The organism is Streptomyces sp. NPDC037054 (assembly GCF_055606745.1).
The window spans coordinates 213017-234890 of sequence record NZ_JBVJSJ010000014.1 but is presented as its reverse complement, the minus strand read 5'-3'; the positions used below and the strand labels follow the sequence as shown (position 1 = coordinate 234890).

Annotated in this window: 19 protein-coding genes; 10 read left to right on the top strand and 9 right to left on the bottom strand. The window is 74.1% G+C overall.

Going from position 1 to position 21874, the window contains the following annotated elements:
• Window positions 1-311 precede the first annotated feature (311 nt).
• The 3 genes from ACZ7D7_RS29350 to ACZ7D7_RS29340 all read right to left on the bottom strand — a co-directional run bounded on the left by ACZ7D7_RS29350 (window position 312) and on the right by ACZ7D7_RS29340 (window position 4620).
• Window positions 312-1376 (bottom strand): glycerophosphodiester phosphodiesterase family protein, encoded by a 1065-nt coding sequence (locus ACZ7D7_RS29350; protein ID WP_470828191.1) that lies wholly within the window; start codon window positions 1374-1376, stop codon window positions 312-314.
• Between the two features lie 117 nt (window positions 1377-1493).
• Window positions 1494-2177 (bottom strand): phosphatase PAP2 family protein, encoded by a 684-nt coding sequence (locus ACZ7D7_RS29345; protein ID WP_470828189.1) that lies wholly within the window; start codon window positions 2175-2177, stop codon window positions 1494-1496.
• A gap of 175 nt (window positions 2178-2352) precedes the next feature.
• A complete protein-coding gene (locus ACZ7D7_RS29340) occupies window positions 2353-4620 on the bottom strand; it encodes a heavy metal translocating P-type ATPase (RefSeq protein ID WP_470828188.1) in 2268 nt (755 codons plus the stop codon).
• Between the two features lie 178 nt (window positions 4621-4798).
• On the opposite strand from ACZ7D7_RS29340, the gene ACZ7D7_RS29335 reads away from it, so the two are divergent.
• Window positions 4799-5764, top strand: coding sequence for a hypothetical protein (locus tag ACZ7D7_RS29335; protein ID WP_470828187.1), 966 nt, complete (start codon window positions 4799-4801; stop codon window positions 5762-5764).
• A gap of 28 nt (window positions 5765-5792) precedes the next feature.
• On the opposite strand, the gene ACZ7D7_RS29330 is transcribed toward ACZ7D7_RS29335, so the two are convergent.
• A complete protein-coding gene (locus ACZ7D7_RS29330) occupies window positions 5793-7610 on the bottom strand; it encodes a glycoside hydrolase family 15 protein (RefSeq protein WP_470828185.1) in 1818 nt (605 codons plus the stop codon).
• Between the two features lie 170 nt (window positions 7611-7780).
• Here ACZ7D7_RS29330 and ACZ7D7_RS29325 point away from each other — a divergent pair, with 170 nt between their 5' ends.
• Complete coding sequence (locus tag ACZ7D7_RS29325; protein WP_470828184.1) at window positions 7781-8662, top strand: SIS domain-containing protein; 882 nt, start codon at window positions 7781-7783, stop codon at window positions 8660-8662.
• A 29-nt stretch (window positions 8663-8691) separates the two neighbouring features.
• Entirely contained in the window at window positions 8692-9564 is an 873-nt protein-coding gene (locus ACZ7D7_RS29320) for a class II fructose-bisphosphate aldolase (protein ID WP_470828183.1), read from the top strand.
• Here the strand turns inward: ACZ7D7_RS29320 and ACZ7D7_RS29315 are convergent.
• Window positions 9554-10699 (bottom strand): methyltransferase, encoded by a 1146-nt coding sequence (locus ACZ7D7_RS29315; protein WP_470828181.1) that lies wholly within the window; start codon window positions 10697-10699, stop codon window positions 9554-9556. The genes ACZ7D7_RS29320 and ACZ7D7_RS29315 overlap by 11 nt on opposite strands.
• Window positions 10700-10754: 55 nt before the next feature.
• On the opposite strand from ACZ7D7_RS29315, the gene ACZ7D7_RS29310 reads away from it, so the two are divergent.
• The 6 genes from ACZ7D7_RS29310 to ACZ7D7_RS29285 all read left to right on the top strand — a co-directional run bounded on the left by ACZ7D7_RS29310 (window position 10755) and on the right by ACZ7D7_RS29285 (window position 17513).
• A complete protein-coding gene (locus tag ACZ7D7_RS29310) occupies window positions 10755-11420 on the top strand; it encodes an alpha-ketoglutarate-dependent dioxygenase AlkB family protein (protein ID WP_470828180.1) in 666 nt (221 codons plus the stop codon).
• 66 nt (window positions 11421-11486) lie between these two features.
• Window positions 11487-12737, top strand: coding sequence for an ROK family protein (locus tag ACZ7D7_RS29305; protein ID WP_470828178.1), 1251 nt, complete (start codon window positions 11487-11489; stop codon window positions 12735-12737).
• A 91-nt stretch (window positions 12738-12828) separates the two neighbouring features.
• Window positions 12829-13719 carry an NAD(P)-dependent oxidoreductase gene (locus ACZ7D7_RS29300; RefSeq protein ID WP_470828177.1) on the top strand — a complete coding sequence of 297 codons (891 nt, stop codon included), beginning with the start codon at window positions 12829-12831 and terminating at the stop codon, window positions 13717-13719.
• A gap of 211 nt (window positions 13720-13930) precedes the next feature.
• Entirely contained in the window at window positions 13931-14206 is a 276-nt protein-coding gene (locus ACZ7D7_RS29295; protein WP_470828176.1) for an SHOCT domain-containing protein, read from the top strand.
• Window positions 14203-14955 (top strand): ABC transporter ATP-binding protein, encoded by a 753-nt coding sequence (locus ACZ7D7_RS29290; RefSeq protein WP_470828175.1) that lies wholly within the window; start codon window positions 14203-14205, stop codon window positions 14953-14955. The genes ACZ7D7_RS29295 and ACZ7D7_RS29290 overlap by 4 nt, the downstream gene beginning before the upstream one ends.
• Window positions 14952-17513 carry an ABC transporter permease gene (locus ACZ7D7_RS29285; RefSeq protein WP_470828174.1) on the top strand — a complete coding sequence of 854 codons (2562 nt, stop codon included), beginning with the start codon at window positions 14952-14954 and terminating at the stop codon, window positions 17511-17513. The genes ACZ7D7_RS29290 and ACZ7D7_RS29285 overlap by 4 nt, the downstream gene beginning before the upstream one ends.
• A 75-nt stretch (window positions 17514-17588) precedes the next feature.
• Here the strand turns inward: ACZ7D7_RS29285 and ACZ7D7_RS29280 are convergent, their stop codons facing one another.
• Together ACZ7D7_RS29280 and ACZ7D7_RS29275 are read right to left on the bottom strand one after the other, a co-directional pair.
• Window positions 17589-18209: an ATP-binding protein gene (locus ACZ7D7_RS29280; protein WP_470828172.1), complete on the bottom strand. Its 621-nt coding sequence runs from the start codon at window positions 18207-18209 to the stop codon at window positions 17589-17591.
• Window positions 18210-18404: 195 nt separating this feature from the next.
• On the bottom strand, window positions 18405-18728 hold the full coding sequence (locus tag ACZ7D7_RS29275; protein WP_470828171.1) for a hypothetical protein: 324 nt from the start codon (window positions 18726-18728) through the stop codon (window positions 18405-18407).
• 344 nt (window positions 18729-19072) lie between these two features.
• On the opposite strand from ACZ7D7_RS29275, the gene cds1 reads away from it, so the two are divergent.
• Window positions 19073-20197 carry an L-cysteine desulfhydrase Cds1 gene (cds1, locus tag ACZ7D7_RS29270; RefSeq protein WP_470828169.1) on the top strand — a complete coding sequence of 375 codons (1125 nt, stop codon included), beginning with the start codon at window positions 19073-19075 and terminating at the stop codon, window positions 20195-20197.
• A gap of 5 nt (window positions 20198-20202) precedes the next feature.
• On the opposite strand, the gene ACZ7D7_RS29265 is transcribed toward cds1, so the two are convergent.
• On the bottom strand, window positions 20203-20673 hold the full coding sequence (locus tag ACZ7D7_RS29265; RefSeq protein ID WP_470828168.1) for an SRPBCC family protein: 471 nt from the start codon (window positions 20671-20673) through the stop codon (window positions 20203-20205).
• A gap of 80 nt (window positions 20674-20753) precedes the next feature.
• A complete protein-coding gene (locus ACZ7D7_RS29260; RefSeq protein ID WP_470828167.1) occupies window positions 20754-21587 on the bottom strand; it encodes a DeoR/GlpR family DNA-binding transcription regulator in 834 nt (277 codons plus the stop codon).
• Between the last annotated feature and the right edge of the window lie 287 nt (window positions 21588-21874).

The window sequence follows — 21874 nt, the reverse complement described above, 5'->3', positions numbered from 1 at the left end:
CAGAACACCCGCCATCACTCTCGCCGCATGACCACCCCCAACACCCGCACACCAGGCACCACGTCCTTGACGAAGGACATAGAGACACCCCCCCCAACGGACCGACGGCCTCCCCGGCCGACGGCCTCCCCGGCCGACGGCCTCCCGGGCACACAGACCGACGGCCCCACGGACCGACGGCCTCCCGCCCCATGCCGACGGCCTCGGCTCACGGACCGAGTGCCTCCCCCCAACGGGCCAACGGCAGCCGCCCCACGGGCCGACCGCCTCCCACCCCGCGGGCCGACCGCCTCACGGGCGGGACTGCGGGCTCAGCGCGGGCCGTAGGCCTTCGGCAGGCGCATGCCGCGCTCGGCCATGATCGTGCGCAGCCGGTCCGGGTAGTCCGTGATGATGCCGTCCACACCGAGGTCGATGAGCGCCTCCATCGTGGCCGGGTCGTCGCACGTCCACGGCACGACCTTCAGGCCCCTGGCGTGCGCCGAGTCGATCATCGCGCGGTCCGGGTAGAAGCGGAAGCCGGGGTCGCCGACCTTGCCGCTCTGCGGGAAGCCGTAGTTGGGGGAGAGCGCCGTGACACCGGGGACGGCGGCGGCGGCGCGCACGAAGTCGCCGTCGTGGTCGTCGGCGTCGATCCCGCCCAGCCAGGGCGACGCACCGGGCTTGCCGACCTGGAGGAAGTCGTAGTTGGTGAGCGCGACCAGCGGCCACTCCGGGGCGAGCCGGTGCATCACCTTCAGCGCGCCCCAGTCGAAGGACTGCACGGTGACCTGGTCCTCGATGCCGGAGGCGCGGATCTCCTCGTACACGCGGCGCACGAACAGCTCGCGCGGCGCGGTCTGTTCGGGGGCGCCCGCCTCCACCTTCGTCTCGACGTTGAGGGTGACCTGCTTCGCCCTGTAGCTCTTGACGAGGTCCAGGACGTCCTTCAGCTCGATCATGCGGTGGCCGCCGACGACCTCCTGCCCGGGGTGCCCGGGCAGTTGCCGGTAGCCGCAGTCCATGGTGCGGATCTGCGCCAGCGTCAGATCCTTGACGTACTTCCCGACGTACGGGTACATCGGGTCGCCCGCCTCGACCGGCGCCGTGTCCCGGCACTTGTTCGCGCTGACCTGCCGGTCGTGCGTGACGACGACCTTCTCGTCCTTGGTGACCTGGGTGTCCAGCTCCAGCGTGGACACCCCGAGCCGCAGCGCCTTGGCGAATCCCTCCAGGGAGCTCTCCGTGGTCAGGCCGAGGCCGCCGCGGTGCGCCTGGAGGTCGAAGTGGGTCTTCTGCGGCGGGACGTGAGGCCCGCCGGCGGGCGTCGCGTGCGCGGTCGCCGGGACGGCGAACAGGGCTGCCAGGGCGCAGGTGAGCAGTCGTCTCGAGGGCATCGCAACCTCACACTCGGGTCGGTCGGGGCCCCGCAGACGCTAGTTGGGCCCCGGGCGGGCGCAACGGCCCGGAGGTGAGGGTGTCGTGAACGCCGGGGGAACTCGGGCCGCCGGGCCTCACACCCGCCGCAGCGGCGGGCGTGCCGTGCGGTCCGGGCGCGCGGCGTGGTTCCGGCCGGCTTCCGGCAGTACGGCGGTGACGGCGGCCAGCGCGGCAGCGGCGCCGGCGATGCCGAGGACGGCCCCGGCGGCGACGTCGCCCGGGTAGTGCACCCCGGTGTGGACGCGCGAGTAGGCGACGGCGCTCGCCAGCGCGCCGAGCGGCACCGCGGCGGGCGGCAGGACGACGCCGACGGCGGTGGCGAACGCGACCGCCGACGCCGTGTGACCCGACGGGAACGACGCCGACGTCGGCATGGGCACGTGCCGGTCGACGGTCACCCGGGCCGCCTCCCGGTCGGGCCTGCGCCGTCGCACCAGGCGTTTGCCGAGCAGGTTCACGACCGCCGACGTCACGGCGACCGCGCCCACCCCGGCCAGCGCGGCCCGCCGGGCGCGCGCGCCGCCCGCGGCGAGCACGGCGGCGACGGCGAGGGACAGCTTGGAGTGGTCGGCGGCGTGCGACAGGCGGCGCAGCCCGCGGTCCAGCGTCGGCGTGGGAGTGGCCGCGACAGCCGCGTACAGGGCGCCGTCGACGGCACGGAGGTCGTGCAGCACGGCCGCCGGCGTCGACGACCGGCCCCGCCCCGGCTCGCCCACCACCCCGCCGTCCCGCGTGCATCCGCCGCCCGTCTCCCGCATGGCACTCCCGACGTCGTCGTGAAACCGACGCGCACCAGCCTGCCGGGCGGACGGGCCGACGGCGCCCCCGGATCGTCCGTACGGGGGGCGCGAGCGCCGGCCGGTGGTCACGACGCCCGGCGACGCGAAGCCGCCCGCCGACCGGTCCGCGGTCGGCGGGCGGCCCCGGGGCGGCTCAGGCCTCGGCCCGGAAGGACCTCAGCCGCAGGGAGTTGCCGACGACGAAGACAGAGGAGAAGGCCATCGCCGCGCCCGCGATCATCGGGTTGAGCAGTCCGGCGGCGGCCAGCGGCAGCGCGGCCACGTTGTAGGCGAACGCCCAGAACAGGTTGGAGCGGATGGTGCCCAGCGTGCGCCGGGAGAGCCGGATGGCGTCCGCCGCCGACCGCAGGTCGCCCCGCACCAGCGTCAGGTCGCCCGCCTCGATCGCCGCGTCCGTCCCGGTGCCCATCGCGAGACCCAGGTCGGCCTGCGCGAGCGCCGCCGCGTCGTTGACGCCGTCACCGACCATCGCGACCGAACGGCCCTCGCCCTGCAGCCGCTTGACGACGTCGACCTTGTCCTGCGGCAGTACTTCGGCGACGACGTGCTCCGGCGCGATGCCCACCTCGCGGGCGACGGACTCGGCCACCGCGCGGTTGTCCCCGGTCAGCAGGATCGGCGTGAGGCCGAGCGAGCGCAGCCGGGTGACGGCCTCGGCGCTGGTGTCCTTCACCGCGTCGGCCACCTCCAGGACGGCGCGCGCGGCCCCGTCCCAGGCGACCGCGACGGCCGTACGCCCGGCGGCCTCCGCCTCGGCGCGGGCCCGCTGGAGCTCCACCGGCAGTTCCATCGCCCAGTCCTCCAGCAGCCGTTCCCGGCCGACCAGCACCGCGTGTCCCTCGACCACGCCCTGCACACCGAGCCCCGGCACGTTCGCGAAGTCCTCCGGCGCGGGCAGCGAACCCAGCTTCTCCAGTGCCCCGTCGGCGACCGCGCGGGCGATCGGGTGTTCCGAGGCGTGCTCCAACGCGCCCGCCAGCCGCAGCACTTCGGCCTCGTCGGTGCCGGCTGCGGTGCGCACGGCCAGCAGCGTCATACGGCCGGTGGTGACGGTGCCGGTCTTGTCGAGGACCACGGTGTCCACCTTGCGCGTGGACTCCAGCACCTCCGGGCCCTTGATCAGGATGCCGAGCTGCGCGCCGCGCCCGGTGCCGACCATCAGCGCGGTCGGCGTGGCCAGGCCCAGGGCGCAGGGGCAGGCGATGATGAGGACGGCGACCGCGGCGGTGAAGGCGGCGGCCGGTCCGGAGCCGTTGCCCAGCCAGAAGCCCAGGGTGCCCAGCGCGAGGGCGATCACGATCGGCACGAACACGGCCGAGATGCGGTCGGCGAGCCGTTGCGCCGCGGCCTTGCCGTTCTGCGCGTCCTCCACCAGCCGTGCCATGCGCGCCAGCTGGGTGTCGGTGCCGACCCGCGTGGCCTCCACGACCAGCCGGCCGCCGACGTTGACGGTGGCGCCGGTCACCGCGTCGCCCGTGGTGACCTCCACCGGCACGGACTCGCCGGTCAGCATCGAGGCGTCCACGGCGGACGAGCCCTCGACGACCGTGCCGTCGGTGGCGATCTTCTCGCCCGGCCGGACCAGGAAGCGGTCCCCGGTCCTCAACTCCGCGGTGGGCACGGTCTCTTCGCGCCCGTCGGCACGCAGCACGGTGACGTCCTTGGCGCCCAGCTCCAGCAGCGCACGCAGCGCGGCGCCCGCCTTGCGCTTGGACCGTGCCTCGAAGTACCGCCCGGCCAGGATGAACGCCGTCACGCCGGCCGCGGCCTCCAGGTAGATGTTCCCGGAGCCGTCCCCGCGGGCGATGGTCAGCTCGAAGGGGTGCGTCATGCCGGGCGTGCCCGCCGACCCGAGGAACAGCGCCCACAGGGACCAGCCGAACGCGGCCGAGGTGCCCACCGAGATCAGCGTGTCCATGGTGGCAGCGCCGTGCCGGGCATTGGTGAACGCCGCCCGGTGGAAGGGCCAGGCCGCGTACGTCACGACGGGCGCCGCCAGCGTCAGGGACAGCCACTGCCAGTACGCGAACTGCAGCGCCGGGACCATGGCCATCGCGATGACCGGCACCGCCAGCGCAACCGCCGTGATCAGCCGCTGCCGCAGCGGGCGCAGTTCGTCGTCGGCCTCCGCGTCGCCGTCCCCGTCGTCGGGCCGGTCCCGGGGCGGCGCCGGTTCCTCGGCCGTGTAGCCGGTCTTCTCGACGGTCGCGATCAGGTCCCGCACGGAGACGGCGTCGCCGTAGGTGACCTTGGCCTTCTCCGTGGCGTAGTTGACGGTCGCGGTGACCCCCTCCATGCGGTTGAGCTTCTTCTCGATGCGCGCCGCGCACGAGGCGCAGGTCATCCCGCCGATGGCGAGCTCTACCTGGCTCGCGGACCCGGCCGGCGTGGTGGTGGTCATGAGCTGCTCCCTCACGAGGAGTGATACGGGGTGGGGGTATCGCGGTGCTGCTTCAGGTATACCCCCGGCCCGTATGTGAATCAAGCGCTGACCGGCTTGACTTTATACCCCCTGGGGGTACTGTGGGCTGCGTCGGGTCACCGTTCGAGCCGTGACCCGCGGTTCCCGAGGAGACGCCATGAACACCGGACTGAGGATCACCGCCTTCGCCGCCGCGCTCGCCGCGACCTTCGGCACCGCCTACGGCGTGGGCAAGGGCGTCGACCCCGTCGTCGCCGACACCCCCGCGCCCCACGAGGAGGCGCACGCCACGCCCACCGGCGAACCGGAGGGAGGGGGAGGGCACGGCGGCCACGAGACGCCACCGGCCGGCGGCCTGCAGATCTCCGAGAACGGCTACACACTCGACCTGCGGACGCCGCGCGTCACCGCGGGCAAGCGCGCCGACCTGCGGTTCACCGTCCGCGATGACAGCGGCCGCGCGGTCACCGCCTACCGCCGCGAACACGGCAAGGAACTCCACCTCGTCGTGGCCTCGCGGGACCTGAGCACCTACCGGCACCTGCACCCGACCCGGGCCGCCGACGGCACCTGGAGCACCCCCGTCGACCTGCCCCGCGCGGGCGGCTACCGCGTCTTCGCCGACTTCACCCCCGCCCGGAAGGGCGCGGAAGGCCTCACCCTCGGCGCCGACCTCGCCGCCGCGGGCCCGTTCGCCCCGAAGGACCTGCCGGCGCCGAACCCCACCGCGCGCACCGCCGGGTACGAGGTCGAGCTGTCCGGCACGCTGCGCCCGGGCACCGCGAGCGAGGTGCGCCTGAAGGTCTCCCGCGACGGCAAGCCCGTCAAGGACCTCCAGCCCTACCTCGGCGCCTACGGCCACCTGGTCGCCCTGCGCTCCGGCGACCTGGCCTACCTGCACGTCCACCCGAACGGCGAGCCGGGCGACGGGAGGACGAAGCCCGGCCCGGAGATCTCCTTCACGGCGACCGCGCCCAGCACCGGCAGTTACCGCCTCTTCCTCGACTTCCGGCACCGGGGCGAGGTCCACACGGCGGCGTTCACCGTGAAGGCGGGCGCGGCGGCACCCACCGGGAGCGGCGAGCCGGCCGAGCCGCACACCTCCGACGGCCACGGCCACTGACAGGGACCGGCCGCCGCCGGGAGCGGAGTCAGCCCAGCGCCCGGTCCAGGTTGAACGCGGCACTGATCAGGGCGAGGTGCGTGAAGGCCTGCGGGAAGTTGCCCTGCTGCTCACCGGTGTGGCTGATCTCCTCGGCGTACAGGCCGAGGTGGTTGGCATAGGTGAGCATCTTCTCGAAGGCCAGCCGCGCCTCGTCCACGCGGCCCGCCCGCACCAGCGCCTCGACGTACCAGAACGAGCAGATGGAGAACGTGCCCTCGTCGCCGCGCAGCCCGTCCGGGCTGATCAGCGGGTCGTAGCGGTACACCAGCGAGTCGGACACCAGCTCGCGGCCGAGCGCGTCCAGCGTCGACAGCCACTTGGGGTCCCGCGGCGCGATGAACTTCGCGAGCGGCATCATCAGCACCGCCGCGTCCAGCACGTCGCCGTCCTCGTGCTGCACGAACGCCCCACGCTCCGAAGACCAGCCGTGCCGCATGATCCGCCGGTAGACGGTGTCCCGGCACTCCTGCCAGCGCGGCAGGTCGGCGGGCAGGCCTCGCCGGTTGGCCATCCGGATCGCCCGCTCGATCGCCACCCAGCACATCAGCCGGGAGTACAGGAAGTTGCGGCGCCCGCCCCGCGTCTCCCAGATGCCCTCGTCGGGCTGGTCCCAGTTCTCGCACACCCAGTCCACCAGCGCGCACACGTCGTCCCACTGGTCGCTGGACACCGGCTGCGCCCACTTGTCGTACAGGTAGATCGAGTCCACGAGCGCGCCGTAGATGTCGAGTTGGAGCTGGTCGGCGGCGGCGTTCCCGATCCTCACCGGGGCGGACCCGCGGTGCCCCTCGAAGTGGTCCAGGACGCGCTCTGGCAGGTCGGTGCGGCCGTCGATGCCGTACATGATCTGCAGCGGGCCCGACGGCTTGCCGTCGCCGGGGCTGACGTGCCGGGTCACGAACCGCATGAACGCCTCGGCCTCGCCCGTGAACCCCAGCCGCAGCAGCGCGTACACGCAGAACGCCGCGTCCCGCACCCACACGAACCGGTAGTCCCAGTTGCGTTCCCCGCCCAGCCGCTCCGGCAGGCTCGTCGTCGCCGCGGCCACGATCGCACCGGTCGGCGCGTAGGTCAGGAGCTTCAGCGTGAGCGCCGAGCGGTGCACCATCTCCCGCCAGCGGCCCCGGTACCGGGACGCGGCGAGCCAGCGCCGCCAGTACGTCACCGTCGCCGTGAACTGCTCCTCGGCCTCCCGGCGGGCGCAGTGGCGCGGCGTCACGTCGTCGCCCACCCGGTCCAGCGCGAACACCGCCTCCTCGCCCTCGGTGAGCTTGAACTCCGCCCGTACGTCGGACCCGTCCGCGTCCAGCGGCACCGTGGCCGTCAGCGCCAGCAACAGCTCCGCGGACTCGAACACCGCGACGTCGCCCTCCACCCGCAGCGTGTGCGGCAGGGTGCCGTAGCCGAAACGCGGCGCGACCCGGGCCCGGAACGGCAGCGAGCCGCGCACGCACACCACCCGCCGGATCAGCCGGTGCCGCTCCGCCTCCGCCGCGCCGTCGTCCACCGGCATGAAGTCCTGCACCTCGCCGACGCCGTCCTCGGTGAAGAACCGGGTGATCAGGACGTTGGTGTCAGGGAAGTAGAACTGTTTCGTCCGGGCCTCCACGGCCGCCGCCAGCTCGAAGCAGCCACCCCGCTCCGCGTCCAGGATCGCGGCGAACACGCTGGGGGAGTCGAAGGCCGGGCAGCAGTACCAGTCGATCGTGCCGTCCGTTCCCACCAGGGCGACGGTGCGCAGATCCCCGATCAGGCCGTGCTCCGCGCTCGGGAGATATCCCCGTCCGCTCCCACCACCGCCCATGGTCGCCCTCCTCGGGCCCGCCCACACCTGGCCCTTCCAGGTTAGGCCGCACCGGGCCGGACGGCTCAGGCGGCGTCCGACCGCCGTACCGCCACCCCCTGCATGCTTGATTGTGCGTGAATGATCGCGCTATCGTGCAAGAACAATCAGATCCGGGGAGGGTGTGCGGCATGACGCATGTCGAGGACGAGCTGACCAGCCAGCCCGAGTGCTGGAGCCGCGCCGCCGCGCAGGCGGCGGACCACACCGGCGCGCTGCCGCGGCCGGGGGAGCGGGTCGCGATCGTCGGCTGCGGCACCTCGTACTTCATGGCGCAGGCCGCCGCCGCGCTGCGCGAGGGGGCGGGACAGGGCGAGACGGACGCCTTCGCCGCCTCCGAGTTCCCGCACGCCCGCTCCTACGACCGGATCGTCGCCCTCACCCGCTCCGGCACCACCACCGAGGTCCTCGCCCTGCTGGACCGCGCCAAGGGCCGCACCCGCACCACCGCGCTCACCGCCGACCCCGCCACCCCCGTCATGGCTGCCGCGGACGACGTCGTCGTCCTCGACTACGCGGACGAACGGTCCGTCGTGCAGACCCGGTTCGCGACCACCGCCCTCACCCTGCTCCGCGCCCACCTCGGCCTGCACCCCGACACGGCCGTCACCGACGCGCGCACCGCCCTCGCCGAGCCGCTCCCCGAAGGCCTCGTCGACTGCGCGCAGTTCACGTTCCTCGGCCGCGGCTGGACCGTCGGACTCGCCAACGAGGCCGGGCTGAAGATGCGCGAGGCGGCACTCGCCTGGACCGAGGCCTACCCGGCCATGGAGTACCGCCACGGCCCCATCAGCATCACCACCACCGGCACGGCGACCTGGATGCTCGGGGACGCCCCCGAAGGACTCGCCGACCAGGTCCGGGACACCGGCGGACGCTGGATCGCCGGCGGCCTCGACCCGCTCGCCGAACTCGTCCGCGTCCAGCGCCTCGCCGTCGCCGTCGCCGCGGCCCGCGGCCTCGACCCGGACGCCCCGCGCCACCTCACCCGCTCGGTGATCCTCGCCCCCTGACCTCCGGCAGCCCCCGGGAAGGACCCGCCGTGCCCCTCGCCACCACCGGAGACCTCGTCACCGGCGCCGCCGCGGCCGGACAGGCCGTCGCCGCGTTCAACGTCATCACGCTGGAACACGTCGAGGCCGTCGTCGCCGGCGCCGAGTCGGCCGAAGCGCCCGTCGTCCTCCAAGTCAGCGAGAACGCCGTCAAGTTCCGCCACGGCCGGCTCCTGCCGCTGGCCCGCGCCGCCGTCACCGCCGCCGAACACGCCCGCGTGCCCGTCGCGTTGCACCTCGACCACGTCAAGAGCGACGCCCTGCTGCGGCAGGCGCCGGACGCCGGATTCAGCTCCGTGATGTACGACGCGTCAGGGCTGCCGTACGAGCGGAACCTCGCCGCCACACGGGCCGCCGTCGACTGGGCGCACGGCCAAGGGCTGTGGATCGAGGCCGAGTTGGGGGAGATCGGCGGAAAGAACGGCGAACCGCCGCCCGACCCGCACACCCCCGGCGCGCGCACCGACCCCGACGAGGCCCGCGCCTTCGTCGCCGACTCGGGCGTGGACGCCCTGGCCGTCGCCATCGGCAGCTCCCACGCCATGACCGACCGCACCGCCACCCTCGACCACGCCCTGCTCGCACGCCTGGCGGGCGCGCTCGACGTGCCGCTCGTGCTGCACGGCTCCTCGGGCGTCCCGGACGGCGAACTGGCCGCGGCCGTCGCCGGCGGCATCGCCAAGGTCAACATCGGCACCGCGCTCAACATCGCCATGACCGGCGCGATCCGGGAGTTCCTCGCCGCGCACCCCGGGGCCGTCGACTCGCGCGCCTACCTGACCGTCGGCAGGGAGGCGATGGCACGGACGGTCGCGGACCTCGTCGGCGTCCTCGGCCGGCCGTCCCGCCCCGCTACCGTTTGACGGCCTTCAGCACCACGAACTTCCGGTCCCCGGCCACCAGTTCGCTGTTGCCGAACAGGCGCCGCAGCTTCACGTGGTACCCCAGGTGCCGGTTGCCGACCACCCACAGCTCCCCGCCAGGACGCAGCACCCGCCGCGCGCCCGTGAACATCCGCCACGCCGTCGCGTCGGTCGTCGCCTGGTGCGAGTGGAACGGCGGATTGTTCAGCACCACGTCGACACTGCCCGACGGCACCCCCGCCAGGCCGTCCCCGACCCGGAACTCCGCGTGCCCCGGCACACCGTTCGCCCGGTACGTCTCCTCCGCCGACGCCACCGCCTGGAACGACTCGTCCACGAACAGCACCTCGGCGTCCGGATCGGCCAGCGCCACCGCCGTACCCACCACGCCGTTGCCGCAGCCCAGGTCCACCACGCGCCGCCCCCCGCGTATCCGCGGCAGGTGTGCGAGGAAGAACCGCGTGCCGATGTCCAGCCGGTCGGCGCAGAACACCCCGGCGTGATTGACGACCGTGCGCCCCGACACCACGCCGACGTCGTCGGGCAACTCGTAGCGGTACGGCCACGGACTCGCGGGCCGCTCCAGCGCGGGATCCGGCGTGCAGAGGATCAGCCGGGCCTTCTTCACCGCCAGGGAGGTGCGGGTCGGCCCCAGGATCCGCTCGAACAGCCGCAGCGTCGAGGCGTGGATCTCCTTCACCATCCCCGTGCCGACCACCACCGTGCCCTCGTGCACCGACGGCGCGAGCCGCAGCAGCTGGTCCTCCAGCAGCGCCAGGCTCTTCGGCACCCGCACCAGCAGGACGTCGATCCGGCCGGGCGGCGGGTCCTGCGTGGTCAGCAACCGGACGGTGCCCGGCGCGACACCGGCCCGCGCGAGATTGGCGCGGGTCGCCTCCTGCGCCAGGTACGAGTCGGTGATCTGCACCGGCTCGTGCTCCGCCAGCGCGGTCACCAGGGCGCCCCAGCGGTCGCCGACCACCACGACCGTCCCGGCCAGGGAGACCTCCTGCGCGGCGAGATGCCGCAGGAGGTACTCGTCGGAGGCGTCCCAGGCGCGCAACTGCTCGCGGGGGTCCTCGGGGAAGCGGCTCAGCGCCGGCTCGCCCCACGGCGTCGTCATACGGTCGTTCATCCCGCCCAAGGCTAACCGAGCCGCAGATCAGGCCGCGTCCGGCAGGATGGAGCGCATGGACGCCGAGCTGTTCCCCAGGCCCCGCACGCCGGTGGCGCCCGGCGCGGTGCACGTCCCCGACTGGCTCGGCCCGGCACGGCAGCGCGAGCTGCTCGCCGCCTGCCGGGACTGGGCCCGCCCGCCCGCGGGCCTGCGCACCGTACGCACCCCCGGCGGCGGCACCATGACCGCGCGGCAGGTCTGCCTCGGCCTGCACTGGTACCCGTACGGCTACGCGCGCACCGCCGTCGACGGCGACGGCTCCCCGGTCAAGCCGTTCCCGGACTGGCTCGGCGACCTCGGTCGCCGTGCCGTGGCCGACGCGCTCGGCCCGGACGCGGTCCCGGACGCCGCGTACGACATCGCCCTGATCAACTTCTACGACGCCGACGCCCGCATGGGCATGCACCGTGACAGCGACGAGGAGTCCGGCGCACCGGTCGTGTCGCTGAGCCTCGGCGACACCTGTGTCTTCCGCTTCGGCAACACCGGATCGCGCGGCCGCCCGTACACCGACGTCGCCCTGCGCAGCGGCGACCTGTTCGTGTTCGGCGGCGAGTCCCGGCTCGCGTACCACGGGGTGCCCCGCGTGCACCCGGACACGGCGCCGCCGCACCTCGGCCTGACGGGACGCCTGAACATCACTCTCCGGGTGAGCGGCTTCGCTGACGGCCCGGGGTAGTTCCGGGAGGCGCGGGAGGCCACGGCGCCCGTCACCCGCCGCGCGGATCATGGGAGACTCGCCCTCATGAGCGGCAAGGCGGACCCCCGGCCGGCGGGGGAAGGGACCACCTCCAGGACGCGGCTGGACCGGGGGCGCGGTGCGCTCGGACCCGCGCTGGAGCTCGTGCACACCGGCCGCGCGCCCACCCGGGCCGTCCTCACCGCCGAACTCGGCGTGACCCGCGCGACGGCCGGTGCGGTCGCCGCCGAACTCGAGGCGCTCGGCCTGATCCGCGTCGACGCCCGCCCCGGCGCGGCCGCCGGTTCCCAGGGCCGCCCCTCCCACCGTCTCTCCGTCGCCGAGGAGGGCCCCGTCGCCCTCGCCGCGCAGGTGCACGCCGACGGCTTCCGGGCCGCGCTCGTCGGACTCGGCGGCCGGATCGTCGCCACGGCGCCCGGCTGCGAGGTCGTCGACGCCGACCCGGCGAAGGTCCTCGGCTCCGTCGTCGAGGCGGGCGCGCAACTGCTGCGCGAGACCGGCCGGCGCTGCGTCGGCTCCGGGCTCGCCGTGCCGTCGGCCGTCGCCGAACCCGAGGGGCTCGCGCTGAACCCGCTGCACCTCGCGTGGCCCGCGGGCGCGCCCGTGCGGGAGATCTTCGCCGAATGCGTCCGCGCGGCCGGCATCGACGGGCCCGCCTTCGCCGCCAACGACGTCAACCTCGCCGCGCTCGCCGAGCACCGGCACGGCGCCGGACGCGGCGCCCGCGACCTGCTGTGCGTGGCCACCGGACACCGCGGCGTCGGCGGCGCCCTCGTCCTCGACGGGCGCCTGCACAGCGGCAGTTCGGGCCTGGCCCTGGAGGTCGGCCACCTCACCGTCAACCCCGAGGGCGGGCGGCCCTGCCACTGCGGCGGGCGCGGCTGCCTCGACGTGGAGGCCGACCCGCTCGCCCTGCTCACCGCGGCCGGCCGGGAGCCCGGCCCCGAGGTGTCCCTGCTCAAGCAGGCCCAGGACCTGATCCGCGGCCACTACGACGACCCGGCCGTCCGCACCGCCACCGAGACCCTGATCGACCGCCTCGGCCTCGGCCTCGCGGGCCTGGTGAACATCCTCAACCCCGACCGGATCATCCTCGGAGGCCTGCACCGCACCCTCCTCGACGCCGACCCGGAGCGGCTGCGCGCCGTCGTCGCCGACCGCAGCCTGTGGGGCCGCAGCGGCGGCGTCCCGATCCTGCCCTGCACCCTCGACCACAACAGCCTCGTCGGCGCCGCCGAGCTGGCCTGGCAGCCCGTCCTGGACGACCCGCTGGGCGCGCTGACGCGTCCGGCGTAATCCCGGAGCAGTACGAAAAGGCGACGGCGGGCACCCGGACCGCAGGAACCCCGAGCGACCCGCAGCCCACAACGGAACAGGAAGCGACGTCATGACCGACAAGCTCACCGTGAGCGTCCTGGGCACCGGCATCATGGGCGCCGCGATGGCCCGCAACATCGCCCGCGCCGGACACACCGTCCGCGTCTGGAACCGCACCCGCGCCAAGGCCGAACCCCTCACCGCCGACGGAGCCCACGTCACCGGCACCCCCGCCGAGGCGGTCCAGGGCGCCGACGTCGTCCTCACCATGCTCCACGACGGCCCCGCCGCCCTGGAGGTGATGCGCGAGGCCGCCCCCGCCCTGCGCCCCGGCACCGCCTGGATCCAGTCCACCACCGCGGGACTCGACGGCGTCACCACCCTGGCCGGCTTCGCCGCCGACCACGAACTCGTCTTCTACGACGCCCCGGTGCTCGGCACCCGGCAGCCGGCCGAGGCCGGACAGCTCACCATCCTCGCGGCCGGCCCCGCCGCACACCGGGGGAGGGTCACGCCCGTCTTCGGCGCCGTCGGCGCACGCACCGTGTGGACCGGCGAGGACGGCGCGGAGGGCAGCGCGACCCGCCTCAAGCTGGTCGCCAACAGCTGGGTCCTCGCCGCCACCGCCGCCACCGGCGAGGTCCTCGCCCTGGCCAAGGCGCTCGACGTGACGCCGGACAGCTTCTTCGCGCTCATCGACGGCGGCCCGCTCGACATGGGCTACCTGCGCGCCAAGGCCGCGCTCGTCCTGGAGGACCGGCTGTCCCCGGCCCAGTTCGCGGTGCACACGGCGGCCAAGGACGCCCGGCTGATCGTCCGGGCCGGCGCCGACCACGGCGTCCGCCTCGACGTCGCCGCCGCGAGCGCCGAACGCCTGGAACGCGCCGCCGCCCGGGGCCACGCCGACGAGGACATGGTCGCCGCGTACTTCGCCAGCTTCGGCGAGAAGCCGCCCGCCTGACCCACCCGGCCGCAGCCGGGAAGCCCACACCGCCGCCCGCCGACCCGGGAAGCCCTCCGCCGCCCGCGGGAAGCAGCCCCGCGCGCGCCGCCTACTCCCCGCGGGGTACGCACACTGCCGCCGGCCGTACGACGACCCGAACCCCCCTCCGGGACGAACCTCGAAAGCGACGACGCAACGACGACATCGCTCGACGAGGAGCTGACCGGCCATGCACACCCTGGCGCACTTCACCGACGGCGGGCCCGGCCCGTGGATCCTGCTGTTCCCTCTCATCTGGGCCGCCGTCATCGGCGGCGGCATCGTGCTGCTGCGCCGCACCGTGTGGCGCGGCCGCCGCGCCCCCTGGCAGCCCACCGGCGGCGACAACTCGCCGCTCGCCGTCCTCGGCCGCCGCTTCGCCTCCGGCGAGATCGACGAGGACGAGTACTGGCGCCGGCTGTCCGTCCTGGAGGAGCACTTCGGACGCAAGGGCGGTGCGGCATGACCACCACCACGACCACCACCCGCACCGCGGCCCGCGTCGTGGACGCCGCGAAGGTGTACGGCGGCGGCGACACCGCCGTGCGCGCCCTGGACGGCGTCACCGTTTCCTTCCCGGCCGGCCGCTTCACCGCGATCATGGGCCCCTCGGGGTCCGGGAAGTCCACGCTGATGCACTGCGCGGCCGGCCTGGACACCCTCACCTCGGGCAGCGCCTTCATCGGCGACACCGAACTCGCCGGCCTCGACGACCGTCGGCTCACCCTGCTGCGCCGCGACCGCGTCGGCTTCGTGTTCCAGGCGTACAACCTGGTGCCGACGCTCACCGTCGCCGAGAACATCACCCTGCCCCTGGACCTCGCGGGCGGCACCGGCGACCCGGAGTGGATCGACGCGCTGATCGACGTCGTCGGACTGCGCGGCCGGCTCCACCACCGGCCCGCCGAACTCTCCGGCGGACAGCAGCAACGCGTCGCCGTGGCACGGGCGTTCGCGAACCGCCCCGAGGTCGTGTTCGCCGACGAACCGACCGGCAACCTCGACTCCCGCTCCGGCGAGGAGGTGCTCGGGCTGCTCGGCCGCACGGTGCGCACCACCGGCCGCACCGTCGTCATGGTCACCCACGACCCGGTCGCCGCCGCCCACGCCGACGAGGTCGTCTTCCTGGCCGACGGACGGCTCGTCGACCGCATGGCGGACCCGACCGCCGACCGGGTCCTGGACCGCATGAAAGCCTTCGAGGTGCCGTCATGAACGCCTCCCTGCGCCTGAGCGCCTCCTCGCTGCGCGCCCACAAGCGCCGCTTCGCCGGCACGTTCCTCGCCGTGTTCCTCGGCGTCGCCTTCCTCGCCGGCACGCTCGTCATGGGCGACACGCTGCGGGCGAGCTTCGACTCCATGTTCTCGAGCGCGAGCAGTGGCACCGACGCCGTCGTGCGCAGCGCCGACGCCATCACCACGCCGGGGGAGAGCCAGGGCGTGCGGCAGCCCGTCGACACCGCTCTCGCCGAGCGCGTCGAGGACGTCCCGGGCGTCGCCGCCGCCGTCCCCGACATCCAGGGCGCGGGCCAGCTCGTCGGCTCGGACGGCGAGCCCGTGGGCGGACAGGGCCCGCCGACTCTCGCGGGCAACTGGATCGCCGACCCGGAGCTCAACTCCTACCGGCTCGCCGAGGGCCGTGCCCCGCAGCGGTCCGGCGAGGTCGTCGTCAACCGCGGCACCGCCGAGCGGGGCGGCCTGGAGATCGGCGACACCACGACGCTGCGCACCCCCGACCCGGTGCGGGTCACGATCGTCGGCCTGGCGACCTTCGGCGGCGAGGACGGCATGGCGCAGGTCACCTACACCGGCATGACGCGGTCCGACGCCGAGCGGTACCTCACGGCCCGGCCCGGGCAGGCCGCGAGCATCCTTGTGCGGGCCGAACCGGGCGTGGGCCAGGCCGAGTTGACGGACCGGCTGGCGGCCTCGCTGCCCGCGGGCGTGGAGGCGATCACCGGCGAGGAGTCGGCCGCGGAGAACACCGACATGATCTCCAGCCAGTTCCTCGGCATCTTCACCACCTTCCTGCTGGTGTTCTCCGGCGTCGCCCTGCTGGTCGCGACGTTCTCCATCCACAACACCTTCGCGATCGTGGTCACCCAACGCACCCGTGAGAACGCCCTGTTGAGAGCCCTCGGCGCCTCGCGCCGGCAGGTCACCGCGGCCACCCTCGTGGAGGCGAGCGCCGTCGCGCTGACCGCCTCGGCCGCGGGCCTCGCGGGCGGCATCGCCATCGCCGCCGGACTCCAGGCGCTGTTCCCGGCGATCGGCTTCCCCTTCCCGGACGGCGACCTGGTCGTCAGGGGCCTGTCCCTGGCCCTGCCCCTCGTGGTCGGCGTCGTGGTCTGCCTCGGCTCCGCCCTGATGCCCGCCGTGCGGGCCGGGCGCACCGCACCCCTCGCCGCGCTGCGCGAGACGGCCGTCGACACCTCCGGCGCCTCCCGGGCGCGCGCCGTCACCGGAGCGGGCCTGGCCGCCCTCGCCCTCGCCGTCACCCTCACCGGCGTCCTCGTGGAGCCGTCGGTCTGGATGGCCGGCAGCGGCGCCGTCCTGGCCCTGGTCGCCTTCGTGGTCCTCGGCCCGGTCGCCTCCGGCACCGCCGTGCGCGTCCTCGGCAGCCCGCTGCCCCGGCTGCGCGGTGTCACCGGGTCCCTCGCCCGGCGCAACGCCCTGCGCAGCCCGAAGCGTACGGCCGCGACGGCCGGCGCGCTGATGATCGGCGTCGCCGTGGTCTCGCTGTTCACCGTGTTCGGCGCCTCCCTGAAGGCCACCATGGACCAGACCGTGTCCCGGTCCTTCGCCGGCGACGTCGCCGTGAGCGCACCGTCGTTCGGCGCGGGCGGCAGCGGGCTGAGCCCCCGGCTGGCCGGCGCCGTCCAGGAACTCCCCGAGGTGGACACCGCCGTCGGCCTCGGCCGGGGCGTCGCCGAAGTCGACGGCAGAGGAAGGGCGTTGACCGTCACCGACCCGGTCGCCCTGGAACGCGCCTTCGACCTCGGCGAGGTGCGGGGCTCGCTGAGCGGCCTCGGCGCCGACGGCATCGCCCTCACCGCGCAGGAGGCCGACCGGCTGGGCCTCACCACCGGCGACACGACCCGCCTGACGTTCACCGACGGCGAGCGGGAGACCTTCACCGTCCGCGCGGTCTACGACCGTTCCGAACTCGCCGGCGACTACGTCATCACCCGCGAGGCGTGGGCGCCGCACCGCGCCCAGGACTCCGACACCCTCGTCGCCGTCACCTTCGAGGACGGCGTGAGCGCGGCCGACGGCAGGGCGGCGGTCGAGAAGGCGACGGCCCCGTACGGCAATCCGGAGGTGCAGACCCGCGAGGAGTACGCGGAGTCCTCGGCGGGCGGCATCGACATGATGCTCACGCTCGTCTACGCGCTGCTCGCCCTCGCGGTCCTCATCGCCCTGCTCGGCATCGCCAACACGCTCACACTGGCGGTCCACGAGCGCACCCGCGAACTCGGCCTGCTCAGGGCAGTCGGCCAGACCCGCGCCCAGCTGCGGGCCATGGTCCGCTGGGAGTCGGTCCTGGTGGCGGCGTTCGGCACGGTGGGCGGACTCGCCCTCGGCGCCTTCCTCGGCTGGGTCCTGGTCGAGGCGTCCGACGGCGCGAGCGACAGCGCGTTCGCCTTCGCGGTGCCGCCCGTGCAGCTGGCGCTGGTCGCCCTGGTGGGGCTGGCCGCCGGAGCCCTCGCCGGCCTGCGCCCGGCGCGCCGCGCGGCCCGCCTGGACGTGCTGCGGGCGATCGCCACGGAGTGAGACCGCCCCGGTGCGAGGAGGGGAACCGGGGGTGCCGGCCGCGCGCCGGCACCCCCGGACGGGGTCACCGCCCGGTCAGCCGGCAACGGCCGACCGGGCGGGAGCACGTCGCGGTCCGCGGGCGTCGAGGGCGGCTTCCAGGGCCGGCTCGGCGGTCTTGACGTCGAGGACCGGTTCGAGGACCGGTTCGAGGACCGGCTCGACGGTCTGGACGTCGCGGACCGGTGGGGCGGTCGTGACCTCGGCGAGCACACGTCCCGCCCGGTCCCCGGCGTACAGCGAGGAAGCGGAGGCACCGGTCCCGGGCGTGGGCAGGGTGAACCACACGACCTTGCCGGACTCGCCGTCCGGCCGCACGCCCCAGCTCTCGCTGACCGCGGCCACCATGGCGAGCCCGCGTCCGCAGGTCGCGAGCGGCTGCGCGTCGCCCACCTCGGGCAGCCTCGGGTCGTGGTCGTGCACCGAGACCGTCAACCGGTCGAGCAGCAGCTCGATCTCCACGGTGCACGTCTTGTCGGGCCGGGCATGCCGGTGGACGTTGGACAACAGCTCCGTCACGCCGAGCATCGCCCGGTCGATCAGGGAATCCATGTGCCAGTAGCGCAACTGCGCAGATACGATTCTGCGGACCTGGCCGATCCGCGACGGCAGAGCTTGCAGCTCCACCGTGCACTGTCTGCTTGGGTGACTGATCACGGCTGCGACTCCCCGATGTCAGGTCCGGAACGAGCTCCGGAAGAACACGGAGTACGGATCCAGCAGGGCGCCTGCGTGACACTGCCGCCTGCTGTCGTGGCCGGCGGGCTGGTTCGCAGCGTTATCGCCGGTAAACCCAGAGTGACGTGAGACCAGCGTGACCCAGGGCATGAGGTACCGCAACTCGCGGGCACGTCAGCGGCCGCGTCCCGCCGCCCGGCGCACCGCCTCGACGAACCTGCGGGCGGCCGGCGGCCCCGACTCGCCCGGCGCCGGGTCGCTCTCGCCCAGAGTCAGCAGGTACCGCTTGCCGTTGAGGTCGGCGAGCGCCCGGTCCTCCGGCACGAACCACGGCTTGGACGCGCGCACCGCCTGCACCGGTGCGCTGTCGATCTCACTGCCGTAGCTGGTGAGCAACTCCAGCCTGCCGTCGTTGATCCGGACCTGTCCGGCCCGGGTGAGCGAGCGCAGTCCGTTGCCGATCCGCACGCCCCTGGCCGTGAACTCCGGCTCCGCCATGCCGTTCCGCCCCCTCGCGCGTCTCCCGGCCGCCCGGGCCCCGCTCCCGCCCGGGCCCGTCCGGCTGTCGTCGTCCAGTGTGCTCCGGTGCGGGTTCTCGGCCCGCCCGGGTGCAGTGTGCCCCCGCCGCGCGCCGAGCACCAGTGCGCGCGACCCCTTCGCCCCGAGTGCCCGGAGCATTGCCGCCAATGCGCCCCCGCCCCGGCGCGCACACCGTGCCCCAGGGGACCCTTTGACCGGCTCAAAGAAGCGTTTATGCAGGTGGGAAGCCGGACGAACGGTGCTTATGATCGGTGTGTCGGCCGCGCGACCCGCCGTCGGCGCGCACCCCAAGGAGCACCGCCGTGAGCACCCCACAGCAGATCAGACCCGGCGCAACCCTCGACATCGACCGCACGGACCCCGCCTACCGTGCCTGGCTGAAAGAAGCCGTCCGCAGGGTCCAGGCCGACGCGAACCGCTCGGCCGACACCCACCTGCTCCGCTTCCCGCTGCCGGAGCACTGGAACATCGACCTCTACCTGAAGGACGAGTCGACCCACCCCACCGGCAGCCTCAAGCACCGCCTCGCCCGCTCGCTGTTCCTCTACGGCCTGTGCAACGGCTGGATCCGCCCCGGACGCCCGGTGATCGAGGCCTCCAGCGGCTCGACGGCCGTCTCCGAGGCCTACTTCGCGAAGCTGATCGGCGTGCCCTTCATCGCCGTCGTGCCGCGCACCACGAGCCGCGAGAAGTGCCGCCTCATCGAGTTCCACGGCGGCCAGTGCCACTTCGTGGACGACCCCCGCACGATGTACGAGGCGTCGGCCGCCCTCGCGGCGGAGACCGGCGGCCACTACATGGACCAGTTCACCTACGCCGAGCGCGCCACGGACTGGCGCGGCAACAACAACATCGCCGAGTCGGTCTTCCGCCAACTCCGCCTGGAGCGCTACCCGGAGCCGTCCTGGATCGTCGCCACGGCCGGCACCGGCGGCACCTCGGCGACCATCGCGCGCTACGTCCACTACATGCAGCACGACACCCGCATCTGCGTGGCCGACCCGGAGAACTCCTGCTTCTTCGAGGGCTGGACGACGGGCGACCCGGACGTCACGTGCGACTGCGGCTCCCGCATCGAGGGCATCGGCAGGCCCCGTATGGAACCGAGCTTCGTGCCCGGTGCCGTCGACCGCATGATGAAGGTGCCGGACGCCGCGAGCGTCGCCGCCGTCCGCGCACTGGAGTCGGCCATCGGCCGCAAGGCGGGCGGCTCGACCGGCACCGGGCTGTGGAGCGCGCTGAAGATCGTCGCCGAGATGGTGTCCGAGGGACGGCAGGGCAGCGTGGTGACGCTGCTGTGCGACCACGGGGACCGGTACCTCGACAAGTACTACTCGGACGCCTGGCTCGCCGAACAGGGCCTGGACATCGCGCCGTACACCCACGCGATCGCGACCCTGCTGAAGACGGGCGTCTGGCCGGACTGACCCGGCTACGACGTCAGGCGCCGGTCCAGAGCCGTCACCGAGTCGCGGAACGACCGGTCCAGGCCGGCCCGGGCCAGGTTGAGCGCGACGCGGAACGCCGTCGTGCCGTCGGCGGCCAGGGTCCACTGCACGCGCGTGCCCGTCCCGATCGGCACGAGCCGCCACTCCTCGGCCAGGGCGCGGGCGCCCGGCACGTTGGTCACGTCCACGCGATGGGCGTACACCTCGGGCGCCTCCGCCACGAGGACGGTCTCCAGGAACCGGCCCCCGCCCCTGAGCCGGATGTCGCGCCCCGCGCCGTCGCGCACCGGCCGCGCCACCGTCACCGCCGAGAACCACTCCGCCCAGCCCACCACGTCGTCGGCCAGCGCGCGGAACACGGCCGCGGGCGGCGCGGTGATGCCCCGCGCGAACACCAGCCGGACCGGCGCGGTCCGGACGAAGTCGTGCTCGACGGGGCGCAGTCGGTGAGCCATGGGATCAACTCCCTCGCACGGGGCCGGGGTTCGGTCGGGGGACTGGAACGGTATTCGGCGGCGCCGGGCGGCGCCCGGGGTCAGTCGTCGGTGCCGTCGTCCTCGGGTTCGCCCGCGACGACGAGCCGGCGCAGGTGCTCCGACACCTCGGCACGCGCGTCGCCCGGCAGACCCGCGTCCGTCACCAGCGTGTCCACCTGCTCCAGCGTCGCGAACGAACTCAGTCCCACCACACCCCACTTGGTGTGGTCGGCGACCACCACGACCCGCCGCGCCGACTGCACGAGCCGCCGGTTGGTCTCGGCCTCCGCCAGGTTCGGCGTCGACAGGCCGGCCTCCACCGATATGCCGTGCACACCGAGGAACAGCAGGTCGAAATGGAGCGCCGCGATGGCCTGGTCGGCGACCGGACCCACCAGCGAGTCCGACGGGGTGCGCACACCACCGGTCAGCACGACCGTCGCCGCGCCCTGCCGCGGCCCCGAGGTCCGCTGCGCGGCGTGGAACACGTCGGCGACCCGCACCGAGTTGGTGACCACCGTCAGATCCGGCACGTCCAGCAGCTGGTGCGCCAGCGCGAACGTCGTCGTACCGCCCGACAGCGCGATCGCCGCGCCCGGCGCGACCAGCCCGGCCGCCGCCCGCGCGATGTCCTCCTTGGCCGTCAGCTCCAGGCTCGACTTGGCCTCGAAACCCGGCTCGTGCGTGCTCGCCTCGGCCACCGGCACCGCGCCGCCGTGCACCTTCTCCAGCACACCCTGCCGGGCCAGCGCGTCCAGGTCGCGGCGGACCGTCATGTCCGACACACCGAGCTTCCGCGTCAGCTCGTTGACCCGCACGCCGCCACGGCGCCGGACCTCGTCCAGGATCAGGGCGCGGCGCTGCTCCGCGAGGAGGTTCTGATTCTCACTCACGTACGCTCCGGTCCTTTCGCCTCAAGCCGCCGTCCGACCCGCTCGGCACCCGCTCCGACAAGGACATTCTTACCGGTCCCGGTGCGCGGACGTCCCATCCTCGCACGCCCCCGCACACGCCGCGTCACCGACGGGTGCGATGTGCGCATGTCACGTTGGCATCGGAAGGGTCACACCTGCCGCACGGATCGGGGAGATTCGGTGTCGAGGGGTGCGCACCCGCCCGGAACGGGAGATCCTGATCCCGCACACAGACAGCCGACGGCGCGTCACGGGGGAAGTGCCAA

What these genes read in the sequence shown, in the direction of transcription:
- ACZ7D7_RS29275 (WP_470828171.1), bottom strand. Translation starts at nt 18,728, where the DNA reads ATGGCGGAGCCGGAGTTCACGGCCAGGGGCGTGCGGATCGGCAACGGA.
- ACZ7D7_RS29305 (WP_470828178.1), top strand. Translation starts at nt 11,487, where the DNA reads ATGAGCGGCAAGGCGGACCCCCGGCCGGCGGGGGAAGGGACCACCTCC.
- ACZ7D7_RS29300 (WP_470828177.1), top strand. Translation starts at nt 12,829, where the DNA reads ATGACCGACAAGCTCACCGTGAGCGTCCTGGGCACCGGCATCATGGGC.
- ACZ7D7_RS29325 (WP_470828184.1), top strand. Translation starts at nt 7,781, where the DNA reads ATGACGCATGTCGAGGACGAGCTGACCAGCCAGCCCGAGTGCTGGAGC.
- ACZ7D7_RS29295 (WP_470828176.1), top strand. Translation starts at nt 13,931, where the DNA reads ATGCACACCCTGGCGCACTTCACCGACGGCGGGCCCGGCCCGTGGATC.
- ACZ7D7_RS29290 (WP_470828175.1), top strand. Translation starts at nt 14,203, where the DNA reads ATGACCACCACCACGACCACCACCCGCACCGCGGCCCGCGTCGTGGAC.
- ACZ7D7_RS29310 (WP_470828180.1), top strand. Translation starts at nt 10,755, where the DNA reads ATGGACGCCGAGCTGTTCCCCAGGCCCCGCACGCCGGTGGCGCCCGGC.
- ACZ7D7_RS29330 (WP_470828185.1), bottom strand. Translation starts at nt 7,610, where the DNA reads ATGGGCGGTGGTGGGAGCGGACGGGGATATCTCCCGAGCGCGGAGCAC.
- ACZ7D7_RS29340 (WP_470828188.1), bottom strand. Translation starts at nt 4,620, where the DNA reads ATGACCACCACCACGCCGGCCGGGTCCGCGAGCCAGGTAGAGCTCGCC.
- ACZ7D7_RS29345 (WP_470828189.1), bottom strand. Translation starts at nt 2,177, where the DNA reads ATGCGGGAGACGGGCGGCGGATGCACGCGGGACGGCGGGGTGGTGGGC.
- ACZ7D7_RS29285 (WP_470828174.1), top strand. Translation starts at nt 14,952, where the DNA reads ATGAACGCCTCCCTGCGCCTGAGCGCCTCCTCGCTGCGCGCCCACAAG.
- ACZ7D7_RS29335 (WP_470828187.1), top strand. Translation starts at nt 4,799, where the DNA reads ATGAACACCGGACTGAGGATCACCGCCTTCGCCGCCGCGCTCGCCGCG.
- ACZ7D7_RS29265 (WP_470828168.1), bottom strand. Translation starts at nt 20,673, where the DNA reads ATGGCTCACCGACTGCGCCCCGTCGAGCACGACTTCGTCCGGACCGCG.
- ACZ7D7_RS29315 (WP_470828181.1), bottom strand. Translation starts at nt 10,699, where the DNA reads ATGAACGACCGTATGACGACGCCGTGGGGCGAGCCGGCGCTGAGCCGC.
- ACZ7D7_RS29350 (WP_470828191.1), bottom strand. Translation starts at nt 1,376, where the DNA reads ATGCCCTCGAGACGACTGCTCACCTGCGCCCTGGCAGCCCTGTTCGCC.